The following is a 24,024-nucleotide window of genomic DNA, read 5'->3' on the forward strand; positions in this document are numbered from 1 at the left end:
GCGCTGCCCGTTGGCACCGACGACGAGGAGGCCGCGGAACGGCTCGCCCAGGTCAGGGCGCTGGTCCGTGACGTACCGGACTTTCCCGGGCCCGGTGTGCTGTTCCGTGACATCACCCCGGTGCTCGCCGACGGGCAGGCGCTGACCACCGTCGCGACCGAGCTCGCGGCGCTGGTCGGCGAGGCCGACCTGGTCGCGGGGGTCGAGGCGCGGGGGTTCCTCATCGGCTCGGCGGTGGCCGTCGTCGCGGGTGTCGGCGTCGTGCCGGTGCGCAAGGCGGGCAAGCTGCCGCGGGTCGCCGCGAGCCGCAGCTACTCCCTCGAGTACGGCGAGGCCACCCTGGAGCTGCCGGCGGATGTCGTGGAGGCCGGGGCGCGGGTGTTCGTCGTCGACGACGTGCTGGCCACCGGCGGGACGGCGGCCGCGACCTGTGCGCTGCTGGCCGACGTGGGGGCCGTCGTCACCGGGTTCGGCGCCCTGGTCGAGCTGGGAGCCCTCGGCGGGCGGGCGCGGCTGGGCGACGTCGAGGTCCATGCGCTGATGACGTACTGAGCGTGCCGGTGTACTGAGCCCGGCCCGGAGCCGAGGGTTATCCTTCTCGAGGTGGAGCGCGCATGACGGATCTGCAGCCGGCCGCACCGCCGGTCCCCGGTCCCGAGGGCCCCGGCACGGCGGTGACGAAGCCTTCGGCGACGCGCCGCGTCCGCGCCCGGATCGCGCGCCGGATGACCCCCCAGCGGGTCGCGGTCGTCAAGCCGGTCCTCGAGCCGCTGGCGACGGTCCACCGGGCCCTGCACCCCAACGCCGACCTCGGGCTGCTGCAGCACGCCTACGACGTCGCCGAGGCCAAGCACGAGCACCAGAAGCGCAAGTCGGGCGACCCGTACATCACCCATCCGCTCGCCGTCGCCACCATCCTGGCCGAGCTGGGCATGGACACGACGACGCTGGTCGCGGCGCTGCTGCACGACACGGTGGAGGACACCGACTACTCGCTCGACCGGCTGCGTGACGACTTCGGGGACGAGGTCGCGCACCTGGTCGACGGCGTCACCAAGCTCGACAAGGTCGAGTTCGGGTCGGCCGCCGAGGCCGAGACGATCCGCAAGATGGTCGTCGCCATGGCGCGGGACCCACGGGTGCTGGTCATCAAGCTGTCGGACCGGCTGCACAACATGCGCACCATGCGGTTCCTGTCGCCGGAGAAGCAGGCGAAGAAGGCCCGCGAGACCCTCGAGGTGATGGCGCCGCTCGCGCACCGCCTGGGCATGGCGACGGTCAAGTGGGAGCTCGAGGACCTGTCGTTCGCGATCCTGCACCCCAAGAAGTACGAGGAGATCGTGCGGCTGGTCGCCACCCGGGCGCCGTCGCGTGACACCTACCTCAAGCAGGTCATCGACGAGGTCATGCAGCAGCTCGAGGGTGCGCGGATCGCCGCGACCGTCGAGGGCAGGCCGAAGCACTACTACTCGATCTACCGCAAGATGATCGTCAAGGGCCGCGACTTCGACGACATCCACGACCTCGTCGGGGTCCGGGTGCTGGTCGACGAGGTGCGTGACTGCTACGCCGCGATGGGCATGGTGCACGCGTTGTGGCAGCCGATGCCGGGCCGGTTCAAGGACTACATCGCCCAGCCCCGGTTCGGGGTCTACCAGTCGCTGCACACCACCGTGATCGGCCCCGACGGCAAGCCCCTCGAGGTCCAGATCCGCACCCGGGAGATGCACCGCACCGCGGAGTACGGCATCGCCGCGCACTGGCGCTACAAGGAGACCAAGGGCTCCAACGTCGCCGCGGGCGGCAACGGCATCGTCGAGATCGACGAGATGTCGTGGATGCGCCAGCTGCTCGACTGGCAGCGTGAGGCCGCCGACCCGGGGGACTTCCTGGAGTCGCTGCGCTTCGACCTCGCATCGCAGGAGATCTTCGTCTTCACGCCGAAGGGCGACGTCGTCACGCTGCCGACGGGGTCGACCCCGGTCGACCTCGCCTACGCCGTGCACACCGAGGTCGGCAACCGTTGCATCGGCTCCCGGGTCAACGGCCGTCTCGTCGCGCTGGAACGCACCCTGGAGTCCGGCGACGTCGTCGAGATCTTCACGTCCAAGGCCGAGGCCGCCGGCCCCAGCCGCGACTGGCTGCAGTTCGCCGCGTCGCCACGGGCCAAGACCAAGATCAAGCACTGGTTCGCCAAGGAGCGCCGCGAGGAGGCCATCGAGGCGGGCAAGGACGCGATCACCCGCGAGGCCCGGCGCACCGGGATGCCGCTGCAGCGGCTCGCCTCGCCGGACTCGATGGCGGCCCTGTCGCGGGAGCTGCACTTCCCCGACCTGTCCGGGCTCTACGCCGCGGTCGGGGAGGGGCACGCGAGTGCCCGCCACGTCGTGCAGCGCCTGGTGGCGTTGCTGGGCGGGATCGAGGACGCGGAGGAGGAGCTCGCCGAGCGGGCCACTCCGTCGACGGTCCGCCAGCGCAGGCCCACCGGCGACGCGGGCGTGACCGTCGTGAACCCCGACGGCAGCTCCGCGGGCGACATGTACACCAAGCTCGCGCGGTGCTGCACGCCCGTGCCCGGCGACGACATCCTCGGTTTCGTGACGCGTGGTGGCGGGATCAGCGTCCACCGCACCGACTGCACCAACGCGCACGACCTGCAGAGCCGCGAGGAGCGGCTGCTCGACGTGGCGTGGTCGGTGTCGCCCGGGTCGGTCTTCCTCGTCGCGATCCAGGTCGAGGCACTCGACAGGCACCGGCTGCTCTCGGACGTGACGAAGGTGCTGGCCGACGAGCGCGTCAACATCCTCTCGGCGTCGGTGACGACGTCTCGGGACCGGGTCGCGGTGTCGCGGTTCAGCTTCGAGATGGGCGACCCGAAGCATCTCGGGCACGTGCTGCGCACGGTCCGCAACGTGGAGGGCGTCTACGACGTCTACCGCGTCACGTCCGCGGGCTGACCGGCCGGCCGGGCCACCGGCCGTCCAGGCGACCGTCCGGCGCAGCGGGGCCACACGGCTCTACTCGAACGAGTGACGAAAGTGGCGCATGCATACGCACGGTGCGCATTGCAACTCTTGTGAGTGCTGAGAGCCGTCTCTACTGTTCCGCGTCGTGATCTTGTGGCGACGCCGTGTAGTCAAGCTTCTGTCCGTGCTGCTGCTCGTCGCCGGGATCGGGCTCCTCGTCCCGACGTTCGTGGGTACCGCGTCGGCCGACCCGTCGGCCTCGGACTGGGAGCGGCTGCGGATGTGCGAGTCGAGCAACCGCTACGACGTCGTCGCCGACAACGGGCACTACGGCGCCTACCAGTTCGACCTGCCGACCTGGCGCTCCGTCGGCGGGACGGGCCTGCCGTCCGACGCCTCACCGGCCGAACAGGACCAGCGTGCGCTCGCGCTGTGGCGCAAGCGCGGCTGGCAGCCGTGGACGTGCGCGCGGACCCTCGGTCTGGGCACCACGCCCGCCGCCCCGGCCGGCCCGCCTGCGTGGCCGGGGAAGGTATGGGTCCAGGGAGACTGTGACCCGGCGTTGCGTGTCTGGCAGCTGCAGATGAACCGCTGGGGCTATGACTTCCAGGGCACCGGGTGCTACTACGAGAAGACCCGGACCGCGGTGCTGGAGCTGCAGCGCGCCAACGGGTTGACCCCGTCGGGCAAGCTCGGTCCGCGGACCTGGCAGGCCGCCTGGGACGGTGCTGCCCCGGTCCGCGTCGGCAGCTGACGAGACGGGCCGGTCCCCGGCGGACGATGCCGGGGACCGGGAGCCGTCAGGCGACGCTGGCCTTCTCGATCGTCACCGGGGTGATCGGCTTGCCGCCGCCCGGGCTGGGCTCCATCGAGCCGTCGCTGCCGGCCTTCGCGACCGTGTCGATCACCTGCAGCCCGGCCGGGTCGATCTCACCGAACACCGTGTAGCTCGGCGGCAGCTGCGCGTCGCCGTAGATCATGAAGAACTGGCTGCCGTTGGTGTCGGGGCCGCCGTTGGCCATCGCGAGCAGCCCGCGGCCGTAGGTGAGCTGCGGGAACACCTCGTCGGCGAACTGGTAGCCGGGGCCGCCGGTGCCGGTGCCGGTCGGGTCGCCGCACTGCAGCACCTGCAGGCCCGCCGACGTGGTGAGCCGATGACAGCTCGACCCGTCGAACCAGCCCTGCTGGGCGAGGCTCACGAAGCTGTTCACCGCGCACGGCGCGAGGTCGCGCGACAGCGTCATCGGGATCGCCCCCGCGCTGGTCTGCAGGTTCACCGCGACAGTGCCGCGCGCGGAGACGTCGGCGCCAGGCGGCGGGTTCACCGGCTTGGACGGCTGGCCCTGTGCCTTGTAGTCGCACGACACGGTCGCGGGGAACGGGTCGGGCCGTGTCGGCAGCGGTACCGCGGCCGTCGGGATCGCGTCGGGGGTGACCCCTGCGGCGGCCGCGCTGCTGCTCGGGTCCGTCGACGACGGCGTGCTCGACCCGCCGCCCGACCCGATCGTCGTGAGCAGTACGACGCCGACGACGACCACCACGACGACGACCGCCGTCGTGATCGTGGCGACCTGCCTGCGACGCCTCGCCTGTTCTGCCCGGCGCTTCTGCTGGTTGGCGAGCTTGCGTTTCGCCGCCTCACGTCGCATCTGGTTCGTCGCCACCGCGGTGCATCCTCCTGGCTGGTACTCCGGCCGCCTGCGGGCGCCGCAGGCGGCGGCGAGCCTATCCACCGTGCCTGAGAGGAACCTGGGCGGGCGCGTCTAGGCTGTTCGCGTGCTCGTCGCAGGCTTTCCCGCCGGGTCCTTCCAGACCAACTGCTACGTCCTCGCCCGCGAGGCCGGGGAGGCGTGCATCGTCGTCGACCCCGGGCAGGACGCGGTCGAGCCCCTCGAGGCGCTGCTCGCCGAGCATCGGCTGACCCCCGTCGCGGTGCTGCTCACCCACGGGCACTTCGACCACACCTTCAGCGTCGCCCCCGTCTGCGACGGCAACGACATCCCGGCGTGGATCCACCCCGAGGACCGCGACATGCTGGCCGACCCGATGAAGGGGATCTCCGCGGAGTCCGCCGCGCTCTTCGGCGGCCGCCTGGAGCTGCGGGAACCGCGTTCGGTCGAGCTGCTCACCGACGGGTCCGACCTCGAGCTCGCCGGGCTGACCCTGCGGGTCGACCACACCCCCGGCCACACCCGGGGATCGGTCGTCTTCACCACCCCGTCCGACGACGGCACCGAGGTCATCCTCGCGGGCGACACGCTGTTCGCAGGCTCCGTCGGCCGCACCGACCTCCCGGGCGGGTCGCACCAGCAGCTGCTCGACAGCGTGCGCGACAAGCTGCTCGTCCGTGACGACTCCGGGTTCGTGCTTCCCGGGCACGGCCCGACCACCACCATCGGGCGGGAGCGGGCCACCAACCCGTTCCTGCAGGACCTGGGCGAGCAGCCCGCACGGAGGGGACTGTGACCGCCACCTCGACAGGCGCCGCCGCGACGGGGCGGGTCCAGCCCTTCGCCGCCCCCAAGGGCATCCCGGAGTATCTCCCGGCCGACGGGTTCGTCCGGGTCCGCGACGCACTCGTCGGCGCCGCCGACCGCGCCGGGTACGGCCACATCGAGCTGCCGATCTTCGAGGACACCGGCCTCTACGCCCGCGGCGTGGGGGAGTCGACCGACGTCGTCAGCAAGGAGATGTACTCCTTCGCCGACCGCGGCGACCGCTCCGTGACGCTGCGGCCCGAGGGCACCGCAGGCGTCGTGCGCGCCGTCATCGAGCACGGCCTCGACCGCCAGGGCCTGCCCGTCAAGCTGCGCTACGCGGGTCCGTTCTTCCGCTACGAACGCCCGCAGGCCGGCCGCTACCGTCAGCTGCAGCAGGTCGGCGTCGAGGCCATCGGCGTCGACGACCCGGCACTCGACGCCGAGGTCATCGCCGTCGCCGACGAGGGCTTCCGCTCGCTGGGGCTCACCGGCTACCGGCTGGAGCTCACGTCGCTGGGCGACGCCGACTGCCGGCCCGCCTACCGGGAGCTGCTCCAGGAGTTCCTCGCCGGCCTCCCGCTCGACGAGGCCACCCGCCACCGCGCCGCGATCAACCCGCTGCGCGTGCTCGACGACAAGCGCCCCGAGGTGCGGGCCCTGCTCGCCGACGCGCCGCTGCTCGTCGACCACCTCTCGGAGGTGTCGGCCGCGCACCACGCCGCGGTGAAGCGTCACCTCGACGACCTCGGCGTCGCCTACGTCGAGAACCCGCGCATGGTCCGCGGCCTCGACTACTACACGAAGACGACGTTCGAGTTCGTCCACGACGGCCTCGGCGCCCAGTCCGGGATCGGCGGCGGCGGCCGCTACGACGGGCTGATGGAGATCCTCGGCGGGCAGCCGCTGTCGGGGGTCGGGTTCGGGATCGGTGTCGACCGCACGCTGCTGGCCTGCCGGGCCGAGGGCATCGCGATCGACGACGCCCCCCGCGTCGACGTGTTCTGCGTGCCGCTGGGCGAGGAGGCGCTGAGCCGCCTGGTCGTCGTCGCCGCCGCGCTCCGCCGGGCGGGCGTCCGGGTGGACGTCTCCTACGGCGGCCGCGGGCTCAAGGGGGCGATGAAGTCGGCCGACCGGTCGGGCGCGCGGTTCGCGCTGGTGCTGGGCGAGCGCGACATCGAGGCCGGGACGATCGGGGTCAAGGACCTCGCCTCCGGTGACCAGCAGTCCGTAGGGCTCGACTCGGTCGTCGACACGGTCGTCGGGCGCGTCGGGGCCTGACGCCGGTGGCGGACGCCGACCGGGAGCGCTGGGACTCCCGGCACTCCGTCGCGGGTGTCGGCACCCCGGCGCCGCCGGACGCACTACGCGGCCGGGAGAGCCTGCTGCCCGCGGGTGGCCGGGCGCTCGACGTGGCCTGCGGGCGGGGGAGCGTCGCGGTCTGGCTGGCGCTGCGGGGGTTCGTCGTCGACGCGGTGGACGTGTCGCCTGTCGCGCTCGCGTCGGGGGCGGCCCTGGCCGCGGCGAACGGTGCCGCCGTCTCGTGGCGTGCGGGCGACCTCGACTCCGGCCTGCCGCCCGGGTGCACCGGGCCGTACGACGTCGTCGTCTGCCAGCGCTTCCGCGATCCGCGGCTCCACCCGGTGTTCGCACGGGTTCTCGCGCCCGGCGGTCTGCTCGTCCTCACCGTGCTCTCCGCGGTCGACGACGAGCCCGGCCCCTTCCGCGCCGGGCCCGGTGAGCTGGCCGCGGCGTTCGACGGCCTGACCACGGTCGTGCACGAGGAGGGCAACGGCGAGGCGACGCTGATCGCGATCAGGCGCCGGTGGGGCGTGGCTCCCGGCTCGCCACCAGCGCGGCCAGCCCCGTGGTGATCGGCACCGACGCCACCAGCCCGATGCTGCCCACCAGCGTCCGCACGATCTCCGTCGACACGTCCCCGATCGTCAGGACGTGTCCGAGGCCGTCACCCGACACCGAGAAGATCAGCATCAGCGGCAGCGACGCGCCCGCGTAGGCCAGCACCAGGGTGTTCACCGCCGACGACACGTGGTCGCGGCCGATCCGCATCGCTGCCGTGAACAGTCCGGCTGCCGTGAGGTCGGGGTCGGCCGCCCGGAGCTCCCACACCGCGCTGGTCTGGGTGACGGTGACGTCGTCGAGCACACCGAGCGCGCCGATCACGAACCCGGCCAGCAGCAGGCCGCGGGCGTCCACCGGGGCGCCGAGCGTCGCGATGAGGTTCGCGGTCTGGTCGTCGAGGCCGGTCAGCCGGGCGGCGCCCGCGAACACCGCACCCAGCACCCCGATCAGCGCCAGCGACGCCAACGTCCCCAGCACCGCCGTCGAGGTACGCGCCGACAGCCCGTGCGTCAGGTACAGCACCACGAACATCACCAGGCACGACCCGACGATCGCCACCGCCAGCGGATCGTGCCCCGACACGATCGACGGCAGCACGAACATCAGCAGCACGACGAACGTCATGCCCAGTGCGACGAGCGCCGCCAGCCCACGCCACCGGCCCAGTACCAGTACCGCCGCCGCGAACAGCACCGCCAGCCAGATCAGCGGTGGGCCGCGCTGGAAGTCGACGACCTGGTAGGAGCCCGGATCCAGCGGGTCGGCGCCCGACCACTGCAGTACCACCTCGTCGCCGACCGCGAACCGCGGCGTCGACGGCTCGACCGGCAGGATCTGGACGAGGTCGCGGCCCGGTTGCGGGCCGTCCTCCATCCGCACGGTCAGCCCGAGGCAGGCGTTCGTGCCGTCGCCGGGGGAGCAGTCTGCCCGCTGGGCGGCCACGACCTGCGCATCGACCGGGGTGCCGGGCTGCTGGACCGTCGGCGGCGGCCCGCCGCGCGGCCACAGTACGACCAGGCCGACCAGCGTCGCGAGCGCGCACGGCACCAGGAGCGCCGCGATGACGACGCGGACCCGGCGGGCGGACGGGCCGGCCGGGGTGTGGCTGTGGCCGTGACCGGCGGCTGCGGGGTGACGGGGTCGACGGTCGCGCTCCGCCCGGGTCTCGATGTCACCGTCCCGGCCGCGAGCGCCCCGAGCCGGCGCGGGGCGCGTACGGCTGCCGCGCCGCGCTGTGGACCGCGGCGCCGCGGGGTCCGCCGGAACCGGGTCCGGTGGTGCGGGGTCCGGCGGTGCGGGGTCCGGTGGTGCGAGGTCCGCCGGCGCGGCGGTGGGCGGGGCGGGGTCCCGCGATGCGCCGGCCGCCGGTGCGAGGTCCGGCGGTACGGCGCGGGATGCGACGGCCTGGAGTCCGATGACCGGCGTCTCCGGTTCCGGCTCGGCATCGGGTGCGCGGTGCCGTGGTCCGCTCGCCGTGGGCGCCGCGGGGCGGCGTCGACGGTCGTCGGGCGGAGGCACGCCCGCATCCTCCCAACGCGGCCCGGGCGTGGTGTCGGCCGGTCCTGTCAGGCTCGCGCCTCGGCCAGTACGGCGGCGACCACCGCGTCGACCGGGCCACCTGCCGGGACGACCGTGCCGGGCTCGTCGGCGCCCAGCGGTTCGAGCGCCGCGAGCTGGCTCGCCAGCAGCGACGCCGGCATGAAGTGCCCGGTCCGGGCGCGCAGCCGCGCCTCGAGCAGCTCGCCGTCGACCTGCAGCAGGACGAAACGCAGCGACGGATGGCCCTCGCGCAGGAGGTCGCGGTAGCGGCGGGACAGCGCGGAGCAGGTGACGACGGCGCAGCGCCCGGCCCGCTCCTGCGCGCCGATCCAGGCCGCGACCCGGCGCAGCCACGGCCAGCGGTCCGAATCGTCGAGCGGCACACCGGCGCCCATCTTGCGGCGGTTCGCCTCGGGGTGCAGGTCGTCACCCTCGGCGAACGCCCAGCCGGCCCGCTCGGCGACCGCACGGCCGATCGTCGACTTGCCGGAGCCCGAGACCCCCGCGACGACGAGCGTCGTCGTGACGTGCCCCGCTCCGTTGCCGGCAGTCCTGTTGCCGACCGAACTGCTGTCGCCCGTGCCGCCGCTCACCGGCTCAGGATGCACGGTCAGCGACGGGGCGTCCTGCCGGGTTGCGAGCAGTTCGAACACATGTTCGAATCACGTCGTGCGATGGAGCGGACAGCAGGTCGGGAACGACGGGGTGGGTGGCGATGCGGCGCTGCCGGGGCTGCGTGGGTTGCTGCGCAGCGTACGAACACCGGAGTTCGCCGGAGCGGTGTTCCACGAGGTGGAGGCGAAGTCGATGCTCAACCGGGTCCCGGGCGGCCTGTCCATGCCCTTCTCGTGGACGGTCAACCCCTATCGCGGCTGCTCGCACGCCTGCGTCTACTGCCTCGACGGAGCCACCCGCGTCCTGCTCGCCGACGGGCGCATGCGGCCCATCGCCGAGCTCGGGGTGGGCGACGCGGTCCTCGGCACCGAGACGGGCCCGGACGGGGTTCGCAGGTACGTGCGTACCCGGGTGCTCGCGCACTGGGAGACCGACCGGGACGCCTGGGAGGTCGAGCTGAGCGACGGCACACGCCTGGTCGCCAGTGGCGAGCACCGGTTCCTCACCTCGCGCGGCTGGCGCCACGTCGCGCCGGGATGGTGCCGCAGCGGGCGGCGCCCGCACCTGCGTTCCGGGGAGACCCTGCTCGGCCCGGGCGCGCCGATGGCGGTGCCGGAGTGGACGCCCGGCTACCGGGCCGGGTACCTGTGCGGGATCACCCGCGCCGACGCGGTGCATCCCGCGGCGCGGGCGGATGAGACGTTCCCGTCGGAACGCCTGCCGCTGGAGGCGTTGGCCCGCGTGCACCGGATGGTCGCGGCCGGTGCGGAGCAGGAGCCCGGGGCGTCGCCCGCTCGGATCGCCGCCGGGGCCGGACAGGCCTCCGGCGACGCGTCCGATGTACCGGTCGTGGTGGCTGCGGAGAGCGGCGGTGCACTCGGCGCGCGTCCGGCTCGTCCGCCGGAACCGGGCGGCCTCGTCGGGCGGGTTCTCGGCACCGGTCCGTCCGCCGCCGGGCCGGTCCGGCCCGCGGCGGCGGGACGCTGGACCCGGATGCGGTCCGAGCCGGGCGTGTGGTCGCCCGCACCCACCCGACCGGCGGCAGGCCCACGGGGCAGGACCCGCGGGCCGGGACGCGAGGGTGCGGAGTCGCGGCGCGTGCCGCTGCCGGCCGGCGGAGGCGTCCGTACGGGCGCGGTCCCCGACGTGGCCGGTCCCGCCGGGTGGCCGCTGCGGCCCGGGCTCGACTGGTGTGCCGGATACGTCGCCGGTGTGCTCGACGCGGCGGGCGTCCGCACCGCGGAGGGTCTGGCCGTGCGCGCCGTCGGCGCGAGTGGTCGCGAGCTCGTCGAGAAGCTGGTCGCCGCGGGCCGGGGGCTGGGGCTGCGGTTCGCCCCGGCCGGACCCGTCCCGGTCGAGCCTGTCCCGGCCGGCCCTGTCCCGGCCGGTCCTGCTCTGGGCGGTACGGCCGAGGCCATCCTGCCCGGGGACGCCCGCACCGTCGCGCGCCTCGTGGGCCGCGTCGACCCGACCGCGGCCGCGGTCCGCGACATCGCCGGAGCCCTCGTCGCGGCGGCCGGTGCCCAGGTCGTCGGCGTCCGGGCGCTGGGCGGTCGGCGCCCGATGTTCGACATCACCACCGGCACGGGCGACTTCGTCGCCGAGGGCGTGATCAGCCACAACTGCTTCGCCCGCAACACTCACACCTATCTCGACCTCGACGCGGGCGCCGACTTCGACAGCCAGATCGTCGTCAAGGTCAACGCCGCGCGGGTGCTCGACCGCGAGCTGCGCAGGCCGCGGTGGCGCCGCGAGCCGGTGGCGATGGGCACCAACACCGACCCCTACCAGCGGGCCGAGGGCCGCTACCGTCTGATGCCCGGAATCCTGCGGGCGCTCGCCGACACGGGGACGCCGTTCTCGGTCCTCACGAAGGGCACCGTCCTGACCCGGGACCTCCCCGACATCGCCGCGGCGGCCGACGACGTCCCGGTCGGGCTCGGCGTCTCGATCGCGCTCGTCGACGAGGAGCTCCACTCCCGGCTGGAGCCGGGCGCACCGACTCCCCGGGCCCGGCTCGACCTCGTCCGCCGCATCACCGACGCCGGCCTGTCCTGTGGGGTGATGGTCGCGCCCGTCCTGCCGCTGCTCACCGACTCCCCGGAGGCGCTCGACGCGGTCCTCGAACGCATCGCAGTGGCCGGAGCGACCGGGGCGACGGTGATGGCCCTGCACCTGCGGCCGGGCACCCGGGAGTGGTTCCTGAAGTGGCTCGCGAGGGAGTATCCGGGGCTGGTCGAGAAGTACGCGCGGCTGTACCGGCGGGGCGCCTATGTCGACGCCGACTACCGCCGCGCGCTCGGGGAGCGGGTCGGGCCGCTGCTGCGCCGTCACGGTCTCGACCGGCCGGTGACGACGATGCGGCTGCGCGGCAGCCCTGATCGCTCCGGCAGCCCTGATCGCTCCGGCAGCCCTGATTCCTTCGGCGGCCCCGGGTCCTCCGACAGCCCTGATTCCTTCGGCGGCCCCGGGTCCTCCGACAGCGCTGGTCCCGCCGGCGGCCCCGATCCGTCCCGCCGTACCGGCGTTGGCCGCCCGGTGTCGCCGCGCGACGGGGAGCAGCTGAGCATGCTGTGAGAGTCGTTGCGGCGCAACGTCAGACACCGCCGGTGCGGACCTCGGCGGCAGCCGACGCGGGACGGGCGACCGGGCACGACGCGCGGATCGACGCCGGTGTGGCACCCGAGTCCGGTGTGGGCGACAGGTGCGGTCAAGAGCCGTGGCGCACAGCGGGTTCAGGATCGGGTCCGGAGGTGTGGGGTCGAGCGGCCCTGCGCCGGGTAAGGTCAACGGCAATGGTTCGTGACCTGGCCGACTTCCCCAGGCCGGTGCTCGCGGCGCTGGCCGCTGCGGAGCGCCTGCTGACCCGGCGATACGGTGCGTCGGTCGTGCTGGCCGATCCGGAGGACCTGGGCGGGAGCGACCGGTCGGTGGTCGCGCGCGCCCGCGTGGCGCGCAACCCGTTCTCGATGCGCCGCAGCGTCGTCGTCAAGCACTACATCGCCGAGCCCGACGCAGACCGGCCCGATCCGTTCCACTTCGAGGTCGCCAGCTGTCAGCTGTTCACCGCGCTGCCTGCCGACTCCCGGCCCAGCCCGGTCATCATCGCCCACGATCCGCAGGCCCGGCTCCTCGTCCTGGAGGACCTCGGCCGCAGCTCCACACTCGCCGACAAGCTCTTCGGCCCCGACCCGGCGGCCGCGCAGCGCTACCTCGTCGGGTGGGCCCGCGCGCTCGGCCGGATGCAGGCCGCCACCGCAGGCCGGGAGAACGACTTCGGGGCGCTGCTGCGCCGGCTCGGTGAGAAGGCGTGGCGCGACCCCATCGCCGACGAGGCACGCGCGGCCATCGCCGGGCTGCCCGACCTCCTGGGATCGGTCCTCGGGGTGACGACGACCGCCGCCGCGCAGGCGCAGGCCCACGAGACCGCCCGTCTGCTCGGCGGCACCCGGTACCGCGCGTTCAGCCCGTCCGACACCTGTCCCGACAACAACCTCGTCACCAGCCGCGGCGTGCGTTTCGTCGACTTCGAATGGGGCTGCTTCCGCGACGTCGCGCTCGACGCCGCCTACTTCCGCGTCCCGTTCCCCGGCTGCCGGGCCAGTTTCGCAATGCCCGATGGGATGAGCGAGGCGATGCTCGAGGCGTGGCGCGACGAGATCGCGGTCGTGTGGCCGGACCTCGACGACCCGCTGCGGCTCGACCGCAGACTTCTCGACGCCCAGCTGCTGTGGGTGTGGCTGTGCACCTGGTGGCTCCTGCCGCGCATCAAGGACCGCGACACGTCGGTCGGTCCCGAGCCGGGCCGGTCGCCGCGGATCAGCACCGCACTCTGCGACTACTGGCGCCGCCTCGGAGTCGCCGCCGCCGAGGCCGAGGGCCTCGGCGCGACAGTCGAGCTCGCCGAGGCGGTCACCACCGCGCTGCGTGCGCGGTTCTCCGACGCGCCGGCAGCACTCCCTCTGTACCCGGCGTTCCGCAGCGCAGGCTGACCCGCCCGGCGGAGGCGCAGGCACGCCGGAGCACCTGACGTTCCACCGAGCGCCCGCGACACGTCACCACACGCACACCGCAGGTCAGGGCAGGGCAGCGATGGTGATCGCCGTGACCGCACCGTCCGCCCCGTCGTTGCGTGCCGACCCCGTCGCGTCCCCCCAGCCACGCGGTCCCGAGCCCGCCCGGCCGCACACACCCCGCCCCGGCCGCCCGCCCGGGCCGCCGTCGCCCGCCCCGCGAACCGGACCGGCCGGGCGGCGCGCAGCCCGGCTCGTCGTCCTCGGCGACTCGACGGCCGTCGGGGTCGGCGACCCCGTCACCGGCGGCTGGCGCGGCTTCCCCGTCCTGGTCCAGGAGTCGCTGGGCGCGTCGTGCGTGCTCGACAACCGGGCGCAGTCCGGCGCCCGGATGGGGTCGGTCCTCCGCGAGCAGCTGCCCGCCGCCCTCGGTCCGGCGGGCGGCTCGGCTGCGGGCCCGCCTGTCGACGTCGCCGTGGTCTGCGCCGGCATGAACGACACCCTGCGGTCGGACTTCGATCCCGTCGGCATCGAGGCCGACTGCGCCGCCACGATCACGGCACTGCACGCGGCCGGGGCGCTCGTCGTCGTCATGCGATACCACGACCACACCCGGGTCTTCCGCCTCCCGGCGCCGCTGCGACGTGCGCTGCACGCGCGGATCGTCGCCCTCAACGCCGCGATCGACGCCGCCGCCCGTCGTGCGGGTGCGGCCGTCCTCGACCTGGACGAGCTGCCCGGCGGCTACGACACGTCCGCGTGGGCGGTCGACCGGCTGCATCCCTCGGAGCTGGGCCACCGCATGCTCGCCGCGGGGATCGCCGACATCCTGGCCGGGACCTACGACGTCCCGGAGCCGGTCTCGCTGACCTGTGCGGGCGGCCGCCGGGTGACGGCGGCGCACCGCATCGCGTGGCTCGTCGTGAAGGGGGTGCCGTGGCTGGTCCGTCGCGGCCGTGACCTCGGCCCGGTGATCCTCACGGGCCTCGTCGACGGCCTGCGCCCCGCCCACGACCGCACCCCGCGGGCCTGGGAGTCCCCGGACCCGACATCCCTGCGGGAGCTCCCGCAGCCCGCCGAGGCCGTGTCGCCGGTGGACGTGCGCGTCGCGGGCTGACCCGACGTCACCGGGCTGACGCGGCCCGGACCCCTCGCCGAGTTCGACGGCAGCCCGGTCTGACGCGCGGCCGGGACCATCCTCATGTCGAACTCGGCGTACCGAGGTGGACCGCCGTCACCTGCTGAGCCCGCACGCTCCGGGGGCGGAGGGCCGGGTCAGGCAGCGCGGGCGGTGGTCACGGCTGGCTCGGGCGCGAGGAGGGCCTCGATGCGCCAGAGCTGGTCGCGGGTGCAGTCCCCGCAGGTGAAGACGACGGTGCCGTCGGTGGAGTGCTCGCTGCTCCATCCGAGGCCACGGGCGTCGGTGGCCGTGCGCGGCCGGGCGCAGCAGGGACATACCCCGGGGGCGGTCGTGCTCATCTCGTCCATCGACCAAGGTTCCCGCAACGGTGTTGCGGATCGGTGAACGACACCCGTGTTCCCGGGTGCAAGGCGTTGCGATCGTGCAACTCCGCTCGACCCCCGACACTCGGCGCCCAGATACTCGGCGGCCGGACGGTCCACCCCACGACACTCGGAGATCCGACTGTCACGTGAGGCCGCCGGCCGCGCCCGGACACGCAGGGGTCAGAGCCCGCGCAGGAAGGCCGACATGCGGTCGAGCGCCGTCTCCAGCTGGGGGAGGGCGGTGGCGTAGGAGCAGCGGACGTGGCCCTCGCCGGACGGCCCGAAGACGTTGCCGGGGACGACGGCGACGCCCTGCTCCTTGAGCAGCCGCTCGGCGAAGGTCTCGGAGTCGAGCCCCGACGTGCGGATGCTCGGGAACGCGTAGAAGGCGCCGTCGGGCTCGGGGCACTCCAGGCCGATCTCGCGCAGCCCCTTCACGAAGACGCGGCGGCGCCGGTCGTAGTCGGCGACCATCTCCGACACGTCGGTCTCGGCGGAGGTGAGCGCCTCGACCGCGGCGAGCTGGGAGACGTGCGGCGCGCAGAGCATCGTGTACTGGTGCACGCGCACGCACAGCTCGGCGATGGCCTGCGGGGCGCAGATCCAGCCGACGCGCCAGCCGGTCATGGCCTGGGCCTTGGAGAACCCGCCGAGGACGACGGTGCGCTCGCGGGCCTCGGGGATGGCACCCAGACAGGTGTGGCTGCCGTTGTAGGTGAGCCGGTCGTAGATCTCGTCGGAGATCAGGTAGAGGTCGTGCTGCTCGGCGAGCCGGGCGAGCGCCTGCAGCGCCTCCCGGGGCTGGACGGCGCCGGTCGGGTTGGCGGGCGACCCGATGAGGATCGCCTTGGTGCGCGGGGTGATCGCGGCGGCGACGACGTCGACGTCGATGGTGAAGTTGTCCTCCCACCGGGTCGGCACCCGCACGGTGGTGCCGCCGGCGAATGCGACGCACGGCTCGTAGGCGACGTAGCAGGGCTCCGGGATGATGACCTCGTCGCCGGGGTTGAGCAGCACCCGCAGGGTGAGGTCGAGGCCCTCGGAGACGCCCGTGGTGATCAGGCACTCGCTGTCCCACGCGTACTCGGCGGAGTAGCGCTGCTGCAGGTCGGAGCAGATCAGCATGCGCAGCGCGGGGAGCCCGGCGTTGGACGTGTAGGTGGTGTAGCCGTGTTCGAGGGCGTAGATGCCGGCCTCGCGGATACGCCAGGGCGTCACGAAGTCGGGCTCGCCGACGCCGAGGGAGATGACGTCGTCCATCTCGGCGGCGATGTCGAAGAACCGCCGGATCCCCGAGGGCGGGCAGGCGGCGATGACCTCGTTGAGGGGCTTCACGGCGTCTCCAAGGGGGTGGCTGATGGATCACCGTCGACGGGCTCGGGGATCCGGGCGGTTCCTGGCAGGGCGGAGCCGGGTCGGCACACCGGGCGCATGTCGGCCCGGCGACAACGCCGCCGGGGGCCGTCCGGGCGCCGACACCGCGGCGAGGGGGCCATCAGGCACCCCCTAGGGAGTGACGCGGAGCCGGTGGTCGGGCTCCGGCTCGGCGAAGACGTCGCCGTCACGCTTGTGGGTCTTGAGGACGAAGTGCGTCGCGGTCGACATGACCCGGTCGATCGTGGACAGCCGCTGGCTGACGAAGTCGCTGACGGCGCGGATGTCGCGGCCGACGACGGTGCAGCGCAGGTCGTGCCCGCCGGACACGAGATGGACGCTGGTGACCTCGTCGAAGCGTGAGATGCGCAGGGCGACGTCGTCGAACCCGACGCCGCGCGCCGGGGCGACGGAGACGTCGATGAAGGCGACGACCTTCTCGCGCGCGATGGCGTCGTCGACGGCCTCCCAGTCGACGACGGCCTTGTAGCGGCGGATGACGCCGCTCGACTCCCACTCCGCGATCCGGGCCGACACCTCCTCGACGGGCAGGCCGAGCATGGTGGCGATGGTGTCGTGGCTCAACGAGGAGTCGCGTTCCAGCAACTCGAGGATCTCCCGCACGATCGACAACCCTACGTCGCCGCGGCCGCGAGCCGGAGAACCGCGTCGCGCAGCACCGGTTCGGGGTAGCCGGCGAAGCTGCACCGCAGCGCCGAGGTGAGGGGTCTGCCGACGGCGAACGCGGCCCCGGGCACGAACGCGACACCGCGCTCGACGGCTCGTGTGAGCAGGGTGGACGTGTCGCGGCCGTCGCGGAACTCGACCCAGCAGAACATCCCGCCGGTGGGCGTGCTGCGGGTGATGGCGGCGCCGAAGGCGTCGTCGAGTGCGGCGGTCAGCGCCGCGGCGCGCGACCGGTAGGCGGCGCGCAGGCCGTGCAGGTGCTCGTCGAACCACGCGGTGTCGGCGAGGAGCTCGGCGGCGACGGTCTGGGTGAGTGCGGAGCCGCAGAGGTCGGTGGACTGCTTGAGACGTTCGACGCCCGCGCACACCTGCGGCGGGGCGACGAGCCAGCCGACGCGCAGCGCGGGCGCGAGGACCTTGGAGGCGCTGCCGAGCCGCGCGACACGGTCGCCGTGGGCGGCGACGGGCACCGGGGGCGGGCCGTCGAAGCAGAGGAGGCCGTAGGGGTCGTCCTCCACGACGAGGAAGCCGTACCGGTCGGCGAGTGCGCAGAGCCGGGCGCGACGGTCCTGCGACATGGTCACGCCGCGCGGGTTGTGGAAGCTCGCGACGGTGTGCACGAGCCGCGGCCGCAGCCCACCCACGAGCAGCGCGTCGAGGGCGTCGACGTCCATCCCGGAGGCGTCGACGGGCACGCCGTGCAGGACCGCCCCGGCGGCCTGGAACACCTGGAGGGCGCCGACGTAGGCGGGGTCCTCGACGACGACGGGGTCGCCGGGGTCGAGGGTCGCGCGGGCGAGCAGGTCGAGGGCCTGCTGCGAGCCGCTGGTGACGACGACATCGGCGGGCTCGATGTCGCGTCCGGTCCGGGAGGACTCCAGGGCGGCGACGACGTCGCGCAGCGTCGCGACCCCGGCGGTCTCGCTGTACTGGGCCGCGGCGGGGGCGGCGAGAGCGTGGGCGGTCGCGTCGGCGATCCGGTCGCGCGGCAGCAGGTCGGCCGCGGGCAGCCCACCGGCGAGGCTGAGGACGTCAGCGCGGGCGGTGAGGGTCAGCAGGTCGCGGATCGCCGAGCCGCGCACGTCGCGAAGCCTGGCGGACAACGGGTACGGGTGTGGGGCGAGGGAGCTCATCTCGGCCTCCGGGGCACGGGCGGTGGCCCGGCGGCGGGGACGGCAGCACCGGGCGGGGTCGGGTCGGGCGCTGGTGGGCGCCCGACCGCATGTCCCGCGCGGATCGATCACTGCGAGAGGTGTGGGGCGTGACCGGGTGGGCCCGGCCCCGATGGCGATTCTTCGCCGCGCTCCTGCGATCCGGAACTGTGATCCCACGATGTGGTACATCGCGGGTGTGTCGGTGGCGACCCCGGTTCCGGTGTCGCGACGTGGGCGACGGGATGTCGGTGCCCGATGGCAGGCTTGACGTCGATGAGTACCGACGGGCTGTTCGACATCTCCACGGGCGACGACGTGACCGGGCCCGACGAGGGTCACGTGCGCCCGGGCGCACCGCTCGCCGTGCGGATGCGCCCGCAGTCGCTCGACGAGGTCGCGGGCCAGCGCCACCTGCTGGGGCCCGGGGCTCCGCTGCGGCGGCTGCTCGACGGCGGGTCCGCGGCGTCGGTGCTGCTCTACGGCCCGCCCGGCACGGGCAAGACCACGCTGGCCCGGCTGATGGCCCGCTCCGGGGGTGGGACGCGGCGGTTCGAGGCGCTGTCGGCGCTGTCGGCGGGGGTGAAGGAGCTTCGCGCGGTGATCGACGCCGCCCGCCGCCGCCTCGACCGCGACGGCACCGGCACGGTCCTGTTCATCGACGAGGTGCACCGCTTCTCCAAGACGCAGCAGGATGCGCTGCTCGGCGCGGTCGAGGACCGGGTCGTGTTGCTGGTGGCGGCCACCACGGAGAACCCGTCGTTCTCGGTGGTGGCGCCGCTGCTGTCCCGGTCGCTGGTGCTGCAGCTGCGGTCGTTGGAGCCCGACGAGCTCCGCGGGCTGCTGCGCCGCGCGGTGGCCGACGAGCGGGGGCTCGCGGGCGCGGTCGAGCTGACCGACGAGGGTGAGGACGTCCTGGTCCGGCTTGCGGCGGGCGACGCGCGGCGGGCGCTGACGGCGCTGGAGGCAGCGGCCGACGGGGTCCGCGCCGACGGCGGAGCGAGCGTCGGGGTGGCGGAGGTGGAGCGGGCGGTCACCGAGGTCGCGGTCCGCTACGACCGGGCGGGCGACCAGCACTACGACGTCATCAGCGCGTTCATCAAGTCCATCCGCGGTTCCGATCCCGATGCGGCGCTGCACTACCTGGCCCGGATGATCGTCGCGGGGGAGGACGCGCGGTTCATCGCGCGCCGGCTGATGATCCACGCGAGCGAGGACATCGGGCTCGCGGACCCGACGGCACTGCTCGCGGCGACGGCGGCGGCGCAGGTGGTCCAGCTCGTCGGGATGCCGGAGGCGCGGATCGCGCTCTCGCAGGCGACGTTGCACCTGGCGACGGCTCCGAAGTCGAACTCGGCGATCGCGGCGATCGACGCGGCGATGGCCGACGTGCGGGCGGGCGCGGTGGGGTCGGTGCCTGCGCACCTGCGCGACGGGCACTACTCGGGCGCGGAGAAGCTGGGCAACGCCATCGGCTACCGGTACCCGCACGCCGACGCCGACGGCGTCGTCGCCCAGCAGTACCCGCCCGACGACCTGGTCGGCCGCGACTACTACGAGCCGACGGCGCGGGGCGCCGAGCGGGTGCTCGCCGAGCGGGTCCCGCGGCTGCGCCGGGCGGTCCGTGGCACCCGGCCCGACCCGTCGTGAGCGGTCAGCCGGTGAGCAGGCGCAGCCCGAACGCCTTCAGCGCCGTCGAGATCGGGGTGAAGTAGCTAGTGCACCCTCGCCCCGTGCCGCCACCGGAGTGGATGCCCTGAGCCTGGCCCGACGAGGTGATGTACGGCCCGCCGGAGTCACCCTCGGCCGAGCAGATCGACGTCGCCGTCATCCCGTACTGGACGACGCCGTCGAAGTTCACCGTCCGGTCGAGGGCGGTGACGGTCCCGCAGACGCGACCGCTGGTGGAGCCGTAGAGGCACACCGGGGTACCGACAGCGGCGGGGGTGGAACCCCTCACCGCGGTGGTGCCGGCGAGGCCACGGGCCTGCCAGCCGGCGCCGGTGACGGGAACGGCGCCCACGTCGGTGCCCGTCGGCGCGGTGCGCGCACCGGAGCCGACCGGGGCGAGTGCCTGGCCCGTCGACTCGACGCTCCACGTGCCCGAACCGCGGGTGCAGTGCCCTGCGGTGAGCAGCCAGGTGCGGCCCCCACCCGTCGCCGGGAACCCGAGCGTGCACCGCAGCGAGCCGCTGACGATCGTGTCCCCGCCCTTGAGCGTGGCGTGGTGACGCGGCGCGGGCATCCCGGTGCGGACGTCGAGCACGCCCGGGTCGACGCCGGACAGCAGCTCGTCGACGGCGGCGGTCCGGTCCCCGGTGAGCTCGACGACGAGCCGTCCGCTCTGCGGGTCGAGCCCGTAGTCGGCCACCTCCGTGGGCAGCCCGAGCGCGGCCCTCCCGTCGAGCAGCTCCTTGACGGCAGCCGGGTCGAGCAGCGCGGTGACCGGGGCCGCGGAGGCCGGGGTCGACAGCGTCGCGCCGAGGAGCGTGGTGACCGCGGCGGCGGCCATGGCGACACCGCAGAGCGCACGGCGGAGGCGGACGGACAAGGGGAGGCCCTTCTCGTGGGAGGCGTCTCCCGGTGAACGAGCGTCCGCGGAGATCGTCACGCCCGGTGCACGTCCGGGTCCGCAACGTCACCCGTCGTTGCCGTCGCGGTCACCCACCGGCCGCTCGGCACCGGCTCAGGCGGGGTCGCGCAGCAGCGGGCAGCTCATGCACCGGGGCCCGCCGCGGCCCCGGCCCAGCTCGCCGCCGGGGATCTCCAGCACCTCGATCCCGTTGCGACGCAGGTGGGTGTTGGTGGTGACGTTGCGCTCGTAGGCGACGACGACACCCGGCGCGACGGCGAGCACGTTGCAGCCGTCGTCCCACTGCTCGCGCTCGGCGGCGTGCACGTCCTGGGCCGCGGTGAGCACGCGCAGCCGCTCGACGCCCAGCGCCCCGGCGATCGCCCTGTACATGTCGCCGGGCGCGTGGTCGGTCACGTGCATCTCGTCGGGGCGGGCGCCGGGGCGCACCGTGTACGACGGCAGCTCGCCGAGACCGGCGTAGGTCACCAGCGTCTCCGGATCGGCCATCGTCATCACGGTGTCGAGGTGCATCTGCGCCCGTGCCGACGGCAGGGCCAGCGCCACGATCCGGTCGATCGCGCCACCCGCGAACAGCCTGCGTGCCAACCGTTCCACCCCTTGAGGGGTGGTGCGCTCGGACAGCCCGACCAGCAGTGCGCCGCCGCCGACGACGAGGATGTCGCCGCCCTCGACCGTCGCGGGCCCGTCGGCGGCGCCGTCGGACCACGTCGCGAACTCGGCGGCCGCGAACTCGGGGTGCCAACGGTAGACGGCCTCCCAGTGCACGGTCTCGCGCATCCGGGCCTCGCGGCGCATCGAGTTGACCGCGACCCCGCCGTGGATCCACACCGACGTGTCGCGGGTGTAGAGGTGGTTGGGCAGCGGCTCCAGCACGAAGTCGTCGATGCCGAGCACGTGGAAGGCCATCGACCGGGGCTCGGGGATGCGGTCGAGCACCTCCCGCTTCGTGATCCCGCCCGCCAGGTGCTCGGCGAGGGTGTCGACGTCCATCGCATCCATGCAGGCCCGCAGGCCGTCGACGGCGAGCGGGCCGTAGACACGATCGTCGACGACGGTGTCGAGGACGTACTTGCGGGCGGCGGGCACGGCCAGTGTCGTGCGCAGCAGGTCCCCGAAGAGGTCGACCTGCACTCCGCGGTCGCGGAGCACGGCGACGAACCGGTCGTGCTCGGCCTGGGCCCGGGCGACCCAGAGGACGTCGTCGAAGAGCAGCCGGTCCTTGTTGCCGGGGGTGAGCCGCTTGAGCTCCAGCCCGGGCCGGTGCACGACGACACGGCGCAGCGCGCCGACCTCGGAGTCGACCCGGAACGTGGAGTTCGTGCCCACCATCGGCCCATCGTGGCCGATGATGGGCCGATGCGGCTGGACGGGCTCGACGAGCAGCTCCTCGTGCTGCTCGCGGCGGACGCGCGCCGCAGCTACGCCGACCTCGGGACGCGGGTCGGCCTGACGGCGTCGGCGGCGAAGCGCCGTGTCGACCGGCTGCGCGAGGGCGGCGCGATCACCGGGTTCACGGTGACGCTGGACCCGGCGGCGCTGGGCTGGACCGTCGAGGGCTACGTCGAGCTGTACTGCCGCTCCTCGACGCCGCCGGAGACGATCCGCGCCGCGGTGGCCCCGCACGCCGAGGTCGTCGACGCGAGCACGGTCTCGGGGGAGGCCGACGCTTTGCTGCACATCCTCGCCGCCGACATGCGCGACTTCGAGCGGGTGCTGGAGCGCATCGGGGCCGAGCCGTTCGTCGCCAGGACGAAGTCGGTCCTCGTCCTGTCGCCGCTGCTGCGCCGCGGTGCGGGTCCCCGGCACGCCTGAGCGTGCCGGCGCAACGTTCCGCCGCGGCACCGCCACCACACGCAACGATCCTGCGCGGACGTGCAACGTCGTGGCGTTGTGGTGGGTGGGGGCGGTTCCTAGCGTTGACGACACGACCCGGTCGACGAGCACCACCATCACGGGAGGCTCCATGACCCTGACGACCCCGCACCAGCCCGCCGGAGTACCGGGCGCGGCGACCGCCCGACACGAGGCCCTGCTCGCGGAGCACTCGGCCCACAACTACGCCCCACTGCCCGTCGTGCTCGCCGAGGGGCGCGGCGCCCGTGTCACCGACGTCGAGGGCCGCAGCTACATCGACTGCCTGGCCGGCTACTCCGCCCTGAACTTCGGCCATGCCCACCCCGTCCTGCTCGCGGCCGCCCACGCCCAGCTCGACCGGCTCACCCTCACCGGCCGCGCGTTCGGCAACGACCGGCTCGGCCCGTTCTGCGCGGCGCTGGCCGGCCTCGTCGGCAAGGACATGGTGCTGCCGATGAACACGGGCGCCGAGGCCGTCGAGTCCGGCCTGAAGGTCTCCCGCAAGTGGGGCTACGAGGTGCGTGGGGTGCCACGGGACCGGGCGCGGATCGTCGTGGCCGCCGAGGCGTTCCACGGGCGCACGATCACCATCGTCGGGTTCTCCACGGACCCGCAGGCCCGCGACGGGTTCGGCCCGTTCCCGGACGGTTTCGACGTCGTGCCCTACGGCGACACCTCCGCGCTGCGGGCCGCGATCGGCCCGGACACCGTCGCGGTGCTGCTCGAGCCGGTGCAGGGGGAGGCCGGGGTGGTCGTCCCGCCGCCCGGCTACCTGGCCGACGTGCGGGCGGCCTGCACCGAGGCCGGGGTCCTCTTCGTCGCCGACGAGGTGCAGTCGGGGCTGGGCCGCACCGGCCACGTGCTCGCGACGCGCGGCCTCGGCGGCGTGGACGCCGACGTCTACCTGCTCGGGAAGGCGCTGGGCGGAGGAATCCTGCCCGTGTCGGCGGTCGTCGCGGACGAGGCCGTCCTCGGGGTGCTCAAGCCCGGTCAGCACGGCAGCACGTTCGGTGGGAACCCGTTCGCGGGGGCCGTCGGGAGCGCCGTGATCGGCCTTCTGGAGGAGGGGGCGTTGCTCCGGAGAGCCGTTACCCTCGGTCACTTGTTGAGCACTGAACTGAATGTTCTCGTGGGTCGCGGAGTGATCACGTTCCGTCACATCGGACTGTGGGCGGGCGTCGACATCGACCCGGAACTCGGGACGGGACGCGAGGTGTGTGAGCGGATGTGCGCCCGCGGGGTGCTCGTCAAGGACACCCATGGATCGACGATCAGGCTGTCCCCGCCGCTGGTGATCTCCGAGGACGACCTGGTCGTGGCGGTCAGGGTCCTCGGTGAGGTTCTCGCCGACATGCGTCGCGATCTCGCCGGGAGACGTTGATC

At 73.9% G+C, this 24,024-nt stretch carries 21 protein-coding genes; 12 read left to right on the forward strand and 9 right to left on the reverse strand.

Annotated elements, in window-relative coordinates; translation table 11 throughout:
• Positions 1 to 3: 3 nt before the first annotated feature.
• From TOK_RS23360 to TOK_RS23370, 3 genes are all read left to right on the forward strand, one after another.
• Entirely contained in the window at positions 4 to 552 is a 549-nt protein-coding gene (locus TOK_RS23360; RefSeq protein ID WP_253258594.1) for an adenine phosphoribosyltransferase, read from the forward strand.
• A 62-nt stretch (positions 553 to 614) separates the two neighbouring features.
• Entirely contained in the window at positions 615 to 2,957 is a 2,343-nt protein-coding gene (locus TOK_RS23365; RefSeq protein WP_253258583.1) for a bifunctional (p)ppGpp synthetase/guanosine-3',5'-bis(diphosphate) 3'-pyrophosphohydrolase, read from the forward strand.
• Positions 2,958 to 3,150: 193 nt separating this feature from the next.
• A complete protein-coding gene (locus TOK_RS23370; protein WP_098960141.1) occupies positions 3,151 to 3,720 on the forward strand; it encodes a transglycosylase family protein in 570 nt (189 codons plus the stop codon).
• A gap of 46 nt (positions 3,721 to 3,766) precedes the next feature.
• On the opposite strand, the gene TOK_RS23375 is transcribed toward TOK_RS23370, so the two are convergent.
• Entirely contained in the window at positions 3,767 to 4,630 is an 864-nt protein-coding gene (locus tag TOK_RS23375) for a peptidylprolyl isomerase (protein WP_098960142.1), read from the reverse strand.
• A 112-nt stretch (positions 4,631 to 4,742) separates the two neighbouring features.
• On the opposite strand from TOK_RS23375, the gene TOK_RS23380 reads away from it, so the two are divergent.
• Genes TOK_RS23380 through TOK_RS23390 form a run of 3 tightly spaced genes read left to right on the forward strand, consistent with a single transcriptional unit; the run spans position 4,743 to position 7,317 of the window.
• On the forward strand, positions 4,743 to 5,432 hold the full coding sequence (locus TOK_RS23380; RefSeq protein ID WP_098960143.1) for an MBL fold metallo-hydrolase: 690 nt from the start codon (positions 4,743 to 4,745) through the stop codon (positions 5,430 to 5,432).
• Positions 5,429 to 6,724: a histidine--tRNA ligase gene (hisS, locus tag TOK_RS23385; RefSeq protein ID WP_098960144.1), complete on the forward strand. Its 1,296-nt coding sequence runs from the start codon at positions 5,429 to 5,431 to the stop codon at positions 6,722 to 6,724. The genes TOK_RS23380 and hisS overlap by 4 nt, the downstream gene beginning before the upstream one ends.
• Before the next feature lie 5 nt (positions 6,725 to 6,729).
• Positions 6,730 to 7,317: a bifunctional 2-polyprenyl-6-hydroxyphenol methylase/3-demethylubiquinol 3-O-methyltransferase UbiG gene (locus tag TOK_RS23390; RefSeq protein WP_098960145.1), complete on the forward strand. Its 588-nt coding sequence runs from the start codon at positions 6,730 to 6,732 to the stop codon at positions 7,315 to 7,317.
• Here the strand turns inward: TOK_RS23390 and TOK_RS23395 are convergent.
• Entirely contained in the window at positions 7,259 to 8,353 is a 1,095-nt protein-coding gene (locus tag TOK_RS23395; RefSeq protein ID WP_306305162.1) for a YibE/F family protein, read from the reverse strand. The genes TOK_RS23390 and TOK_RS23395 overlap by 59 nt on opposite strands.
• A gap of 518 nt (positions 8,354 to 8,871) precedes the next feature.
• On the reverse strand, positions 8,872 to 9,438 hold the full coding sequence (locus TOK_RS23400; RefSeq protein WP_098960200.1) for a gluconokinase: 567 nt from the start codon (positions 9,436 to 9,438) through the stop codon (positions 8,872 to 8,874).
• Positions 9,439 to 9,514: 76 nt separating this feature from the next.
• On the opposite strand from TOK_RS23400, the gene TOK_RS33535 reads away from it, so the two are divergent.
• The 3 genes from TOK_RS33535 to TOK_RS23415 all read left to right on the forward strand — a co-directional run bounded on the left by TOK_RS33535 (position 9,515) and on the right by TOK_RS23415 (position 14,590).
• Positions 9,515 to 12,037 (forward strand): intein-containing Rv2578c family radical SAM protein, encoded by a 2,523-nt coding sequence (locus tag TOK_RS33535; protein WP_216362075.1) that lies wholly within the window; start codon positions 9,515 to 9,517, stop codon positions 12,035 to 12,037.
• Positions 12,038 to 12,255: 218 nt separating this feature from the next.
• Positions 12,256 to 13,452: a hypothetical protein gene (locus tag TOK_RS23410; protein WP_098960146.1), complete on the forward strand. Its 1,197-nt coding sequence runs from the start codon at positions 12,256 to 12,258 to the stop codon at positions 13,450 to 13,452.
• Between the two features lie 112 nt (positions 13,453 to 13,564).
• A complete protein-coding gene (locus TOK_RS23415) occupies positions 13,565 to 14,590 on the forward strand; it encodes an SGNH/GDSL hydrolase family protein (RefSeq protein WP_253258584.1) in 1,026 nt (341 codons plus the stop codon).
• Positions 14,591 to 14,748: 158 nt separating this feature from the next.
• On the opposite strand, the gene TOK_RS23420 is transcribed toward TOK_RS23415, so the two are convergent.
• From TOK_RS23420 to TOK_RS23435, 4 genes are all read right to left on the reverse strand, one after another.
• Positions 14,749 to 14,961, reverse strand: a complete 213-nt coding sequence (locus TOK_RS23420; protein ID WP_098960148.1) for a hypothetical protein — start codon at positions 14,959 to 14,961, stop codon at positions 14,749 to 14,751.
• Positions 14,962 to 15,159: 198 nt separating this feature from the next.
• On the reverse strand, positions 15,160 to 16,314 hold the full coding sequence (locus TOK_RS23425; RefSeq protein ID WP_098960149.1) for an aminotransferase class I/II-fold pyridoxal phosphate-dependent enzyme: 1,155 nt from the start codon (positions 16,312 to 16,314) through the stop codon (positions 15,160 to 15,162).
• A gap of 171 nt (positions 16,315 to 16,485) precedes the next feature.
• Positions 16,486 to 16,977, reverse strand: coding sequence for an Lrp/AsnC family transcriptional regulator (locus TOK_RS23430; RefSeq protein WP_098960201.1), 492 nt, complete (start codon positions 16,975 to 16,977; stop codon positions 16,486 to 16,488).
• An 11-nt stretch (positions 16,978 to 16,988) separates the two neighbouring features.
• Positions 16,989 to 18,173 carry a PLP-dependent aminotransferase family protein gene (locus TOK_RS23435; RefSeq protein ID WP_098960150.1) on the reverse strand — a complete coding sequence of 395 codons (1,185 nt, stop codon included), beginning with the start codon at positions 18,171 to 18,173 and terminating at the stop codon, positions 16,989 to 16,991.
• Between the two features lie 294 nt (positions 18,174 to 18,467).
• On the opposite strand from TOK_RS23435, the gene TOK_RS23440 reads away from it, so the two are divergent.
• Positions 18,468 to 19,841, forward strand: a complete 1,374-nt coding sequence (locus TOK_RS23440) for a replication-associated recombination protein A (RefSeq protein WP_098960151.1) — start codon at positions 18,468 to 18,470, stop codon at positions 19,839 to 19,841.
• Between the two features lie 4 nt (positions 19,842 to 19,845).
• Here TOK_RS23440 and TOK_RS23445 read toward each other — a convergent pair whose 3' ends face one another.
• Both TOK_RS23445 and TOK_RS23450 read right to left on the reverse strand, forming a co-directional pair.
• Entirely contained in the window at positions 19,846 to 20,703 is an 858-nt protein-coding gene (locus tag TOK_RS23445; RefSeq protein WP_141566515.1) for a S1 family peptidase, read from the reverse strand.
• A gap of 174 nt (positions 20,704 to 20,877) precedes the next feature.
• Complete coding sequence (locus TOK_RS23450) at positions 20,878 to 22,116, reverse strand: arginine deiminase (RefSeq protein ID WP_098960153.1); 1,239 nt, start codon at positions 22,114 to 22,116, stop codon at positions 20,878 to 20,880.
• A gap of 27 nt (positions 22,117 to 22,143) precedes the next feature.
• Between TOK_RS23450 and TOK_RS23455 the strand changes: the two genes are divergently transcribed.
• Together TOK_RS23455 and rocD are read left to right on the forward strand one after the other, a co-directional pair.
• On the forward strand, positions 22,144 to 22,599 hold the full coding sequence (locus TOK_RS23455; RefSeq protein ID WP_098960154.1) for an Lrp/AsnC family transcriptional regulator: 456 nt from the start codon (positions 22,144 to 22,146) through the stop codon (positions 22,597 to 22,599).
• A 151-nt stretch (positions 22,600 to 22,750) separates the two neighbouring features.
• Entirely contained in the window at positions 22,751 to 24,022 is a 1,272-nt protein-coding gene (rocD, locus tag TOK_RS23460; RefSeq protein WP_098960155.1) for an ornithine--oxo-acid transaminase, read from the forward strand.
• Positions 24,023 to 24,024: the final 2 nt, after the last annotated feature.

Origin of the sequence: Pseudonocardia sp. N23 (assembly GCF_002583555.1) — a bacterium.
Taxonomy (GTDB): Bacteria; Actinomycetota; Actinomycetes; order Mycobacteriales; family Pseudonocardiaceae; genus Pseudonocardia.

Excerpts from the sequence above, each read along its gene's own strand:
- TOK_RS23365 (WP_253258583.1), top strand. The coding sequence starts at position 615 with ATGACGGATCTGCAGCCGGCCGCACCGCCGGTCCCCGGTCCCGAGGGC.
- TOK_RS23410 (WP_098960146.1), top strand. The coding sequence starts at position 12,256 with ATGGTTCGTGACCTGGCCGACTTCCCCAGGCCGGTGCTCGCGGCGCTG.
- TOK_RS23420 (WP_098960148.1), bottom strand. The coding sequence starts at position 14,961 with ATGGACGAGATGAGCACGACCGCCCCCGGGGTATGTCCCTGCTGCGCC.
- TOK_RS23435 (WP_098960150.1), bottom strand. The coding sequence starts at position 18,173 with ATGAGCTCCCTCGCCCCACACCCGTACCCGTTGTCCGCCAGGCTTCGC.
- TOK_RS23440 (WP_098960151.1), top strand. The coding sequence starts at position 18,468 with ATGAGTACCGACGGGCTGTTCGACATCTCCACGGGCGACGACGTGACC.
- TOK_RS23445 (WP_141566515.1), bottom strand. The coding sequence starts at position 20,703 with ATGGCCGCCGCCGCGGTCACCACGCTCCTCGGCGCGACGCTGTCGACC.
- TOK_RS23450 (WP_098960153.1), bottom strand. The coding sequence starts at position 22,116 with ATGGTGGGCACGAACTCCACGTTCCGGGTCGACTCCGAGGTCGGCGCG.
- TOK_RS23455 (WP_098960154.1), top strand. The coding sequence starts at position 22,144 with ATGCGGCTGGACGGGCTCGACGAGCAGCTCCTCGTGCTGCTCGCGGCG.
- rocD (WP_098960155.1), top strand. The coding sequence starts at position 22,751 with ATGACCCTGACGACCCCGCACCAGCCCGCCGGAGTACCGGGCGCGGCG.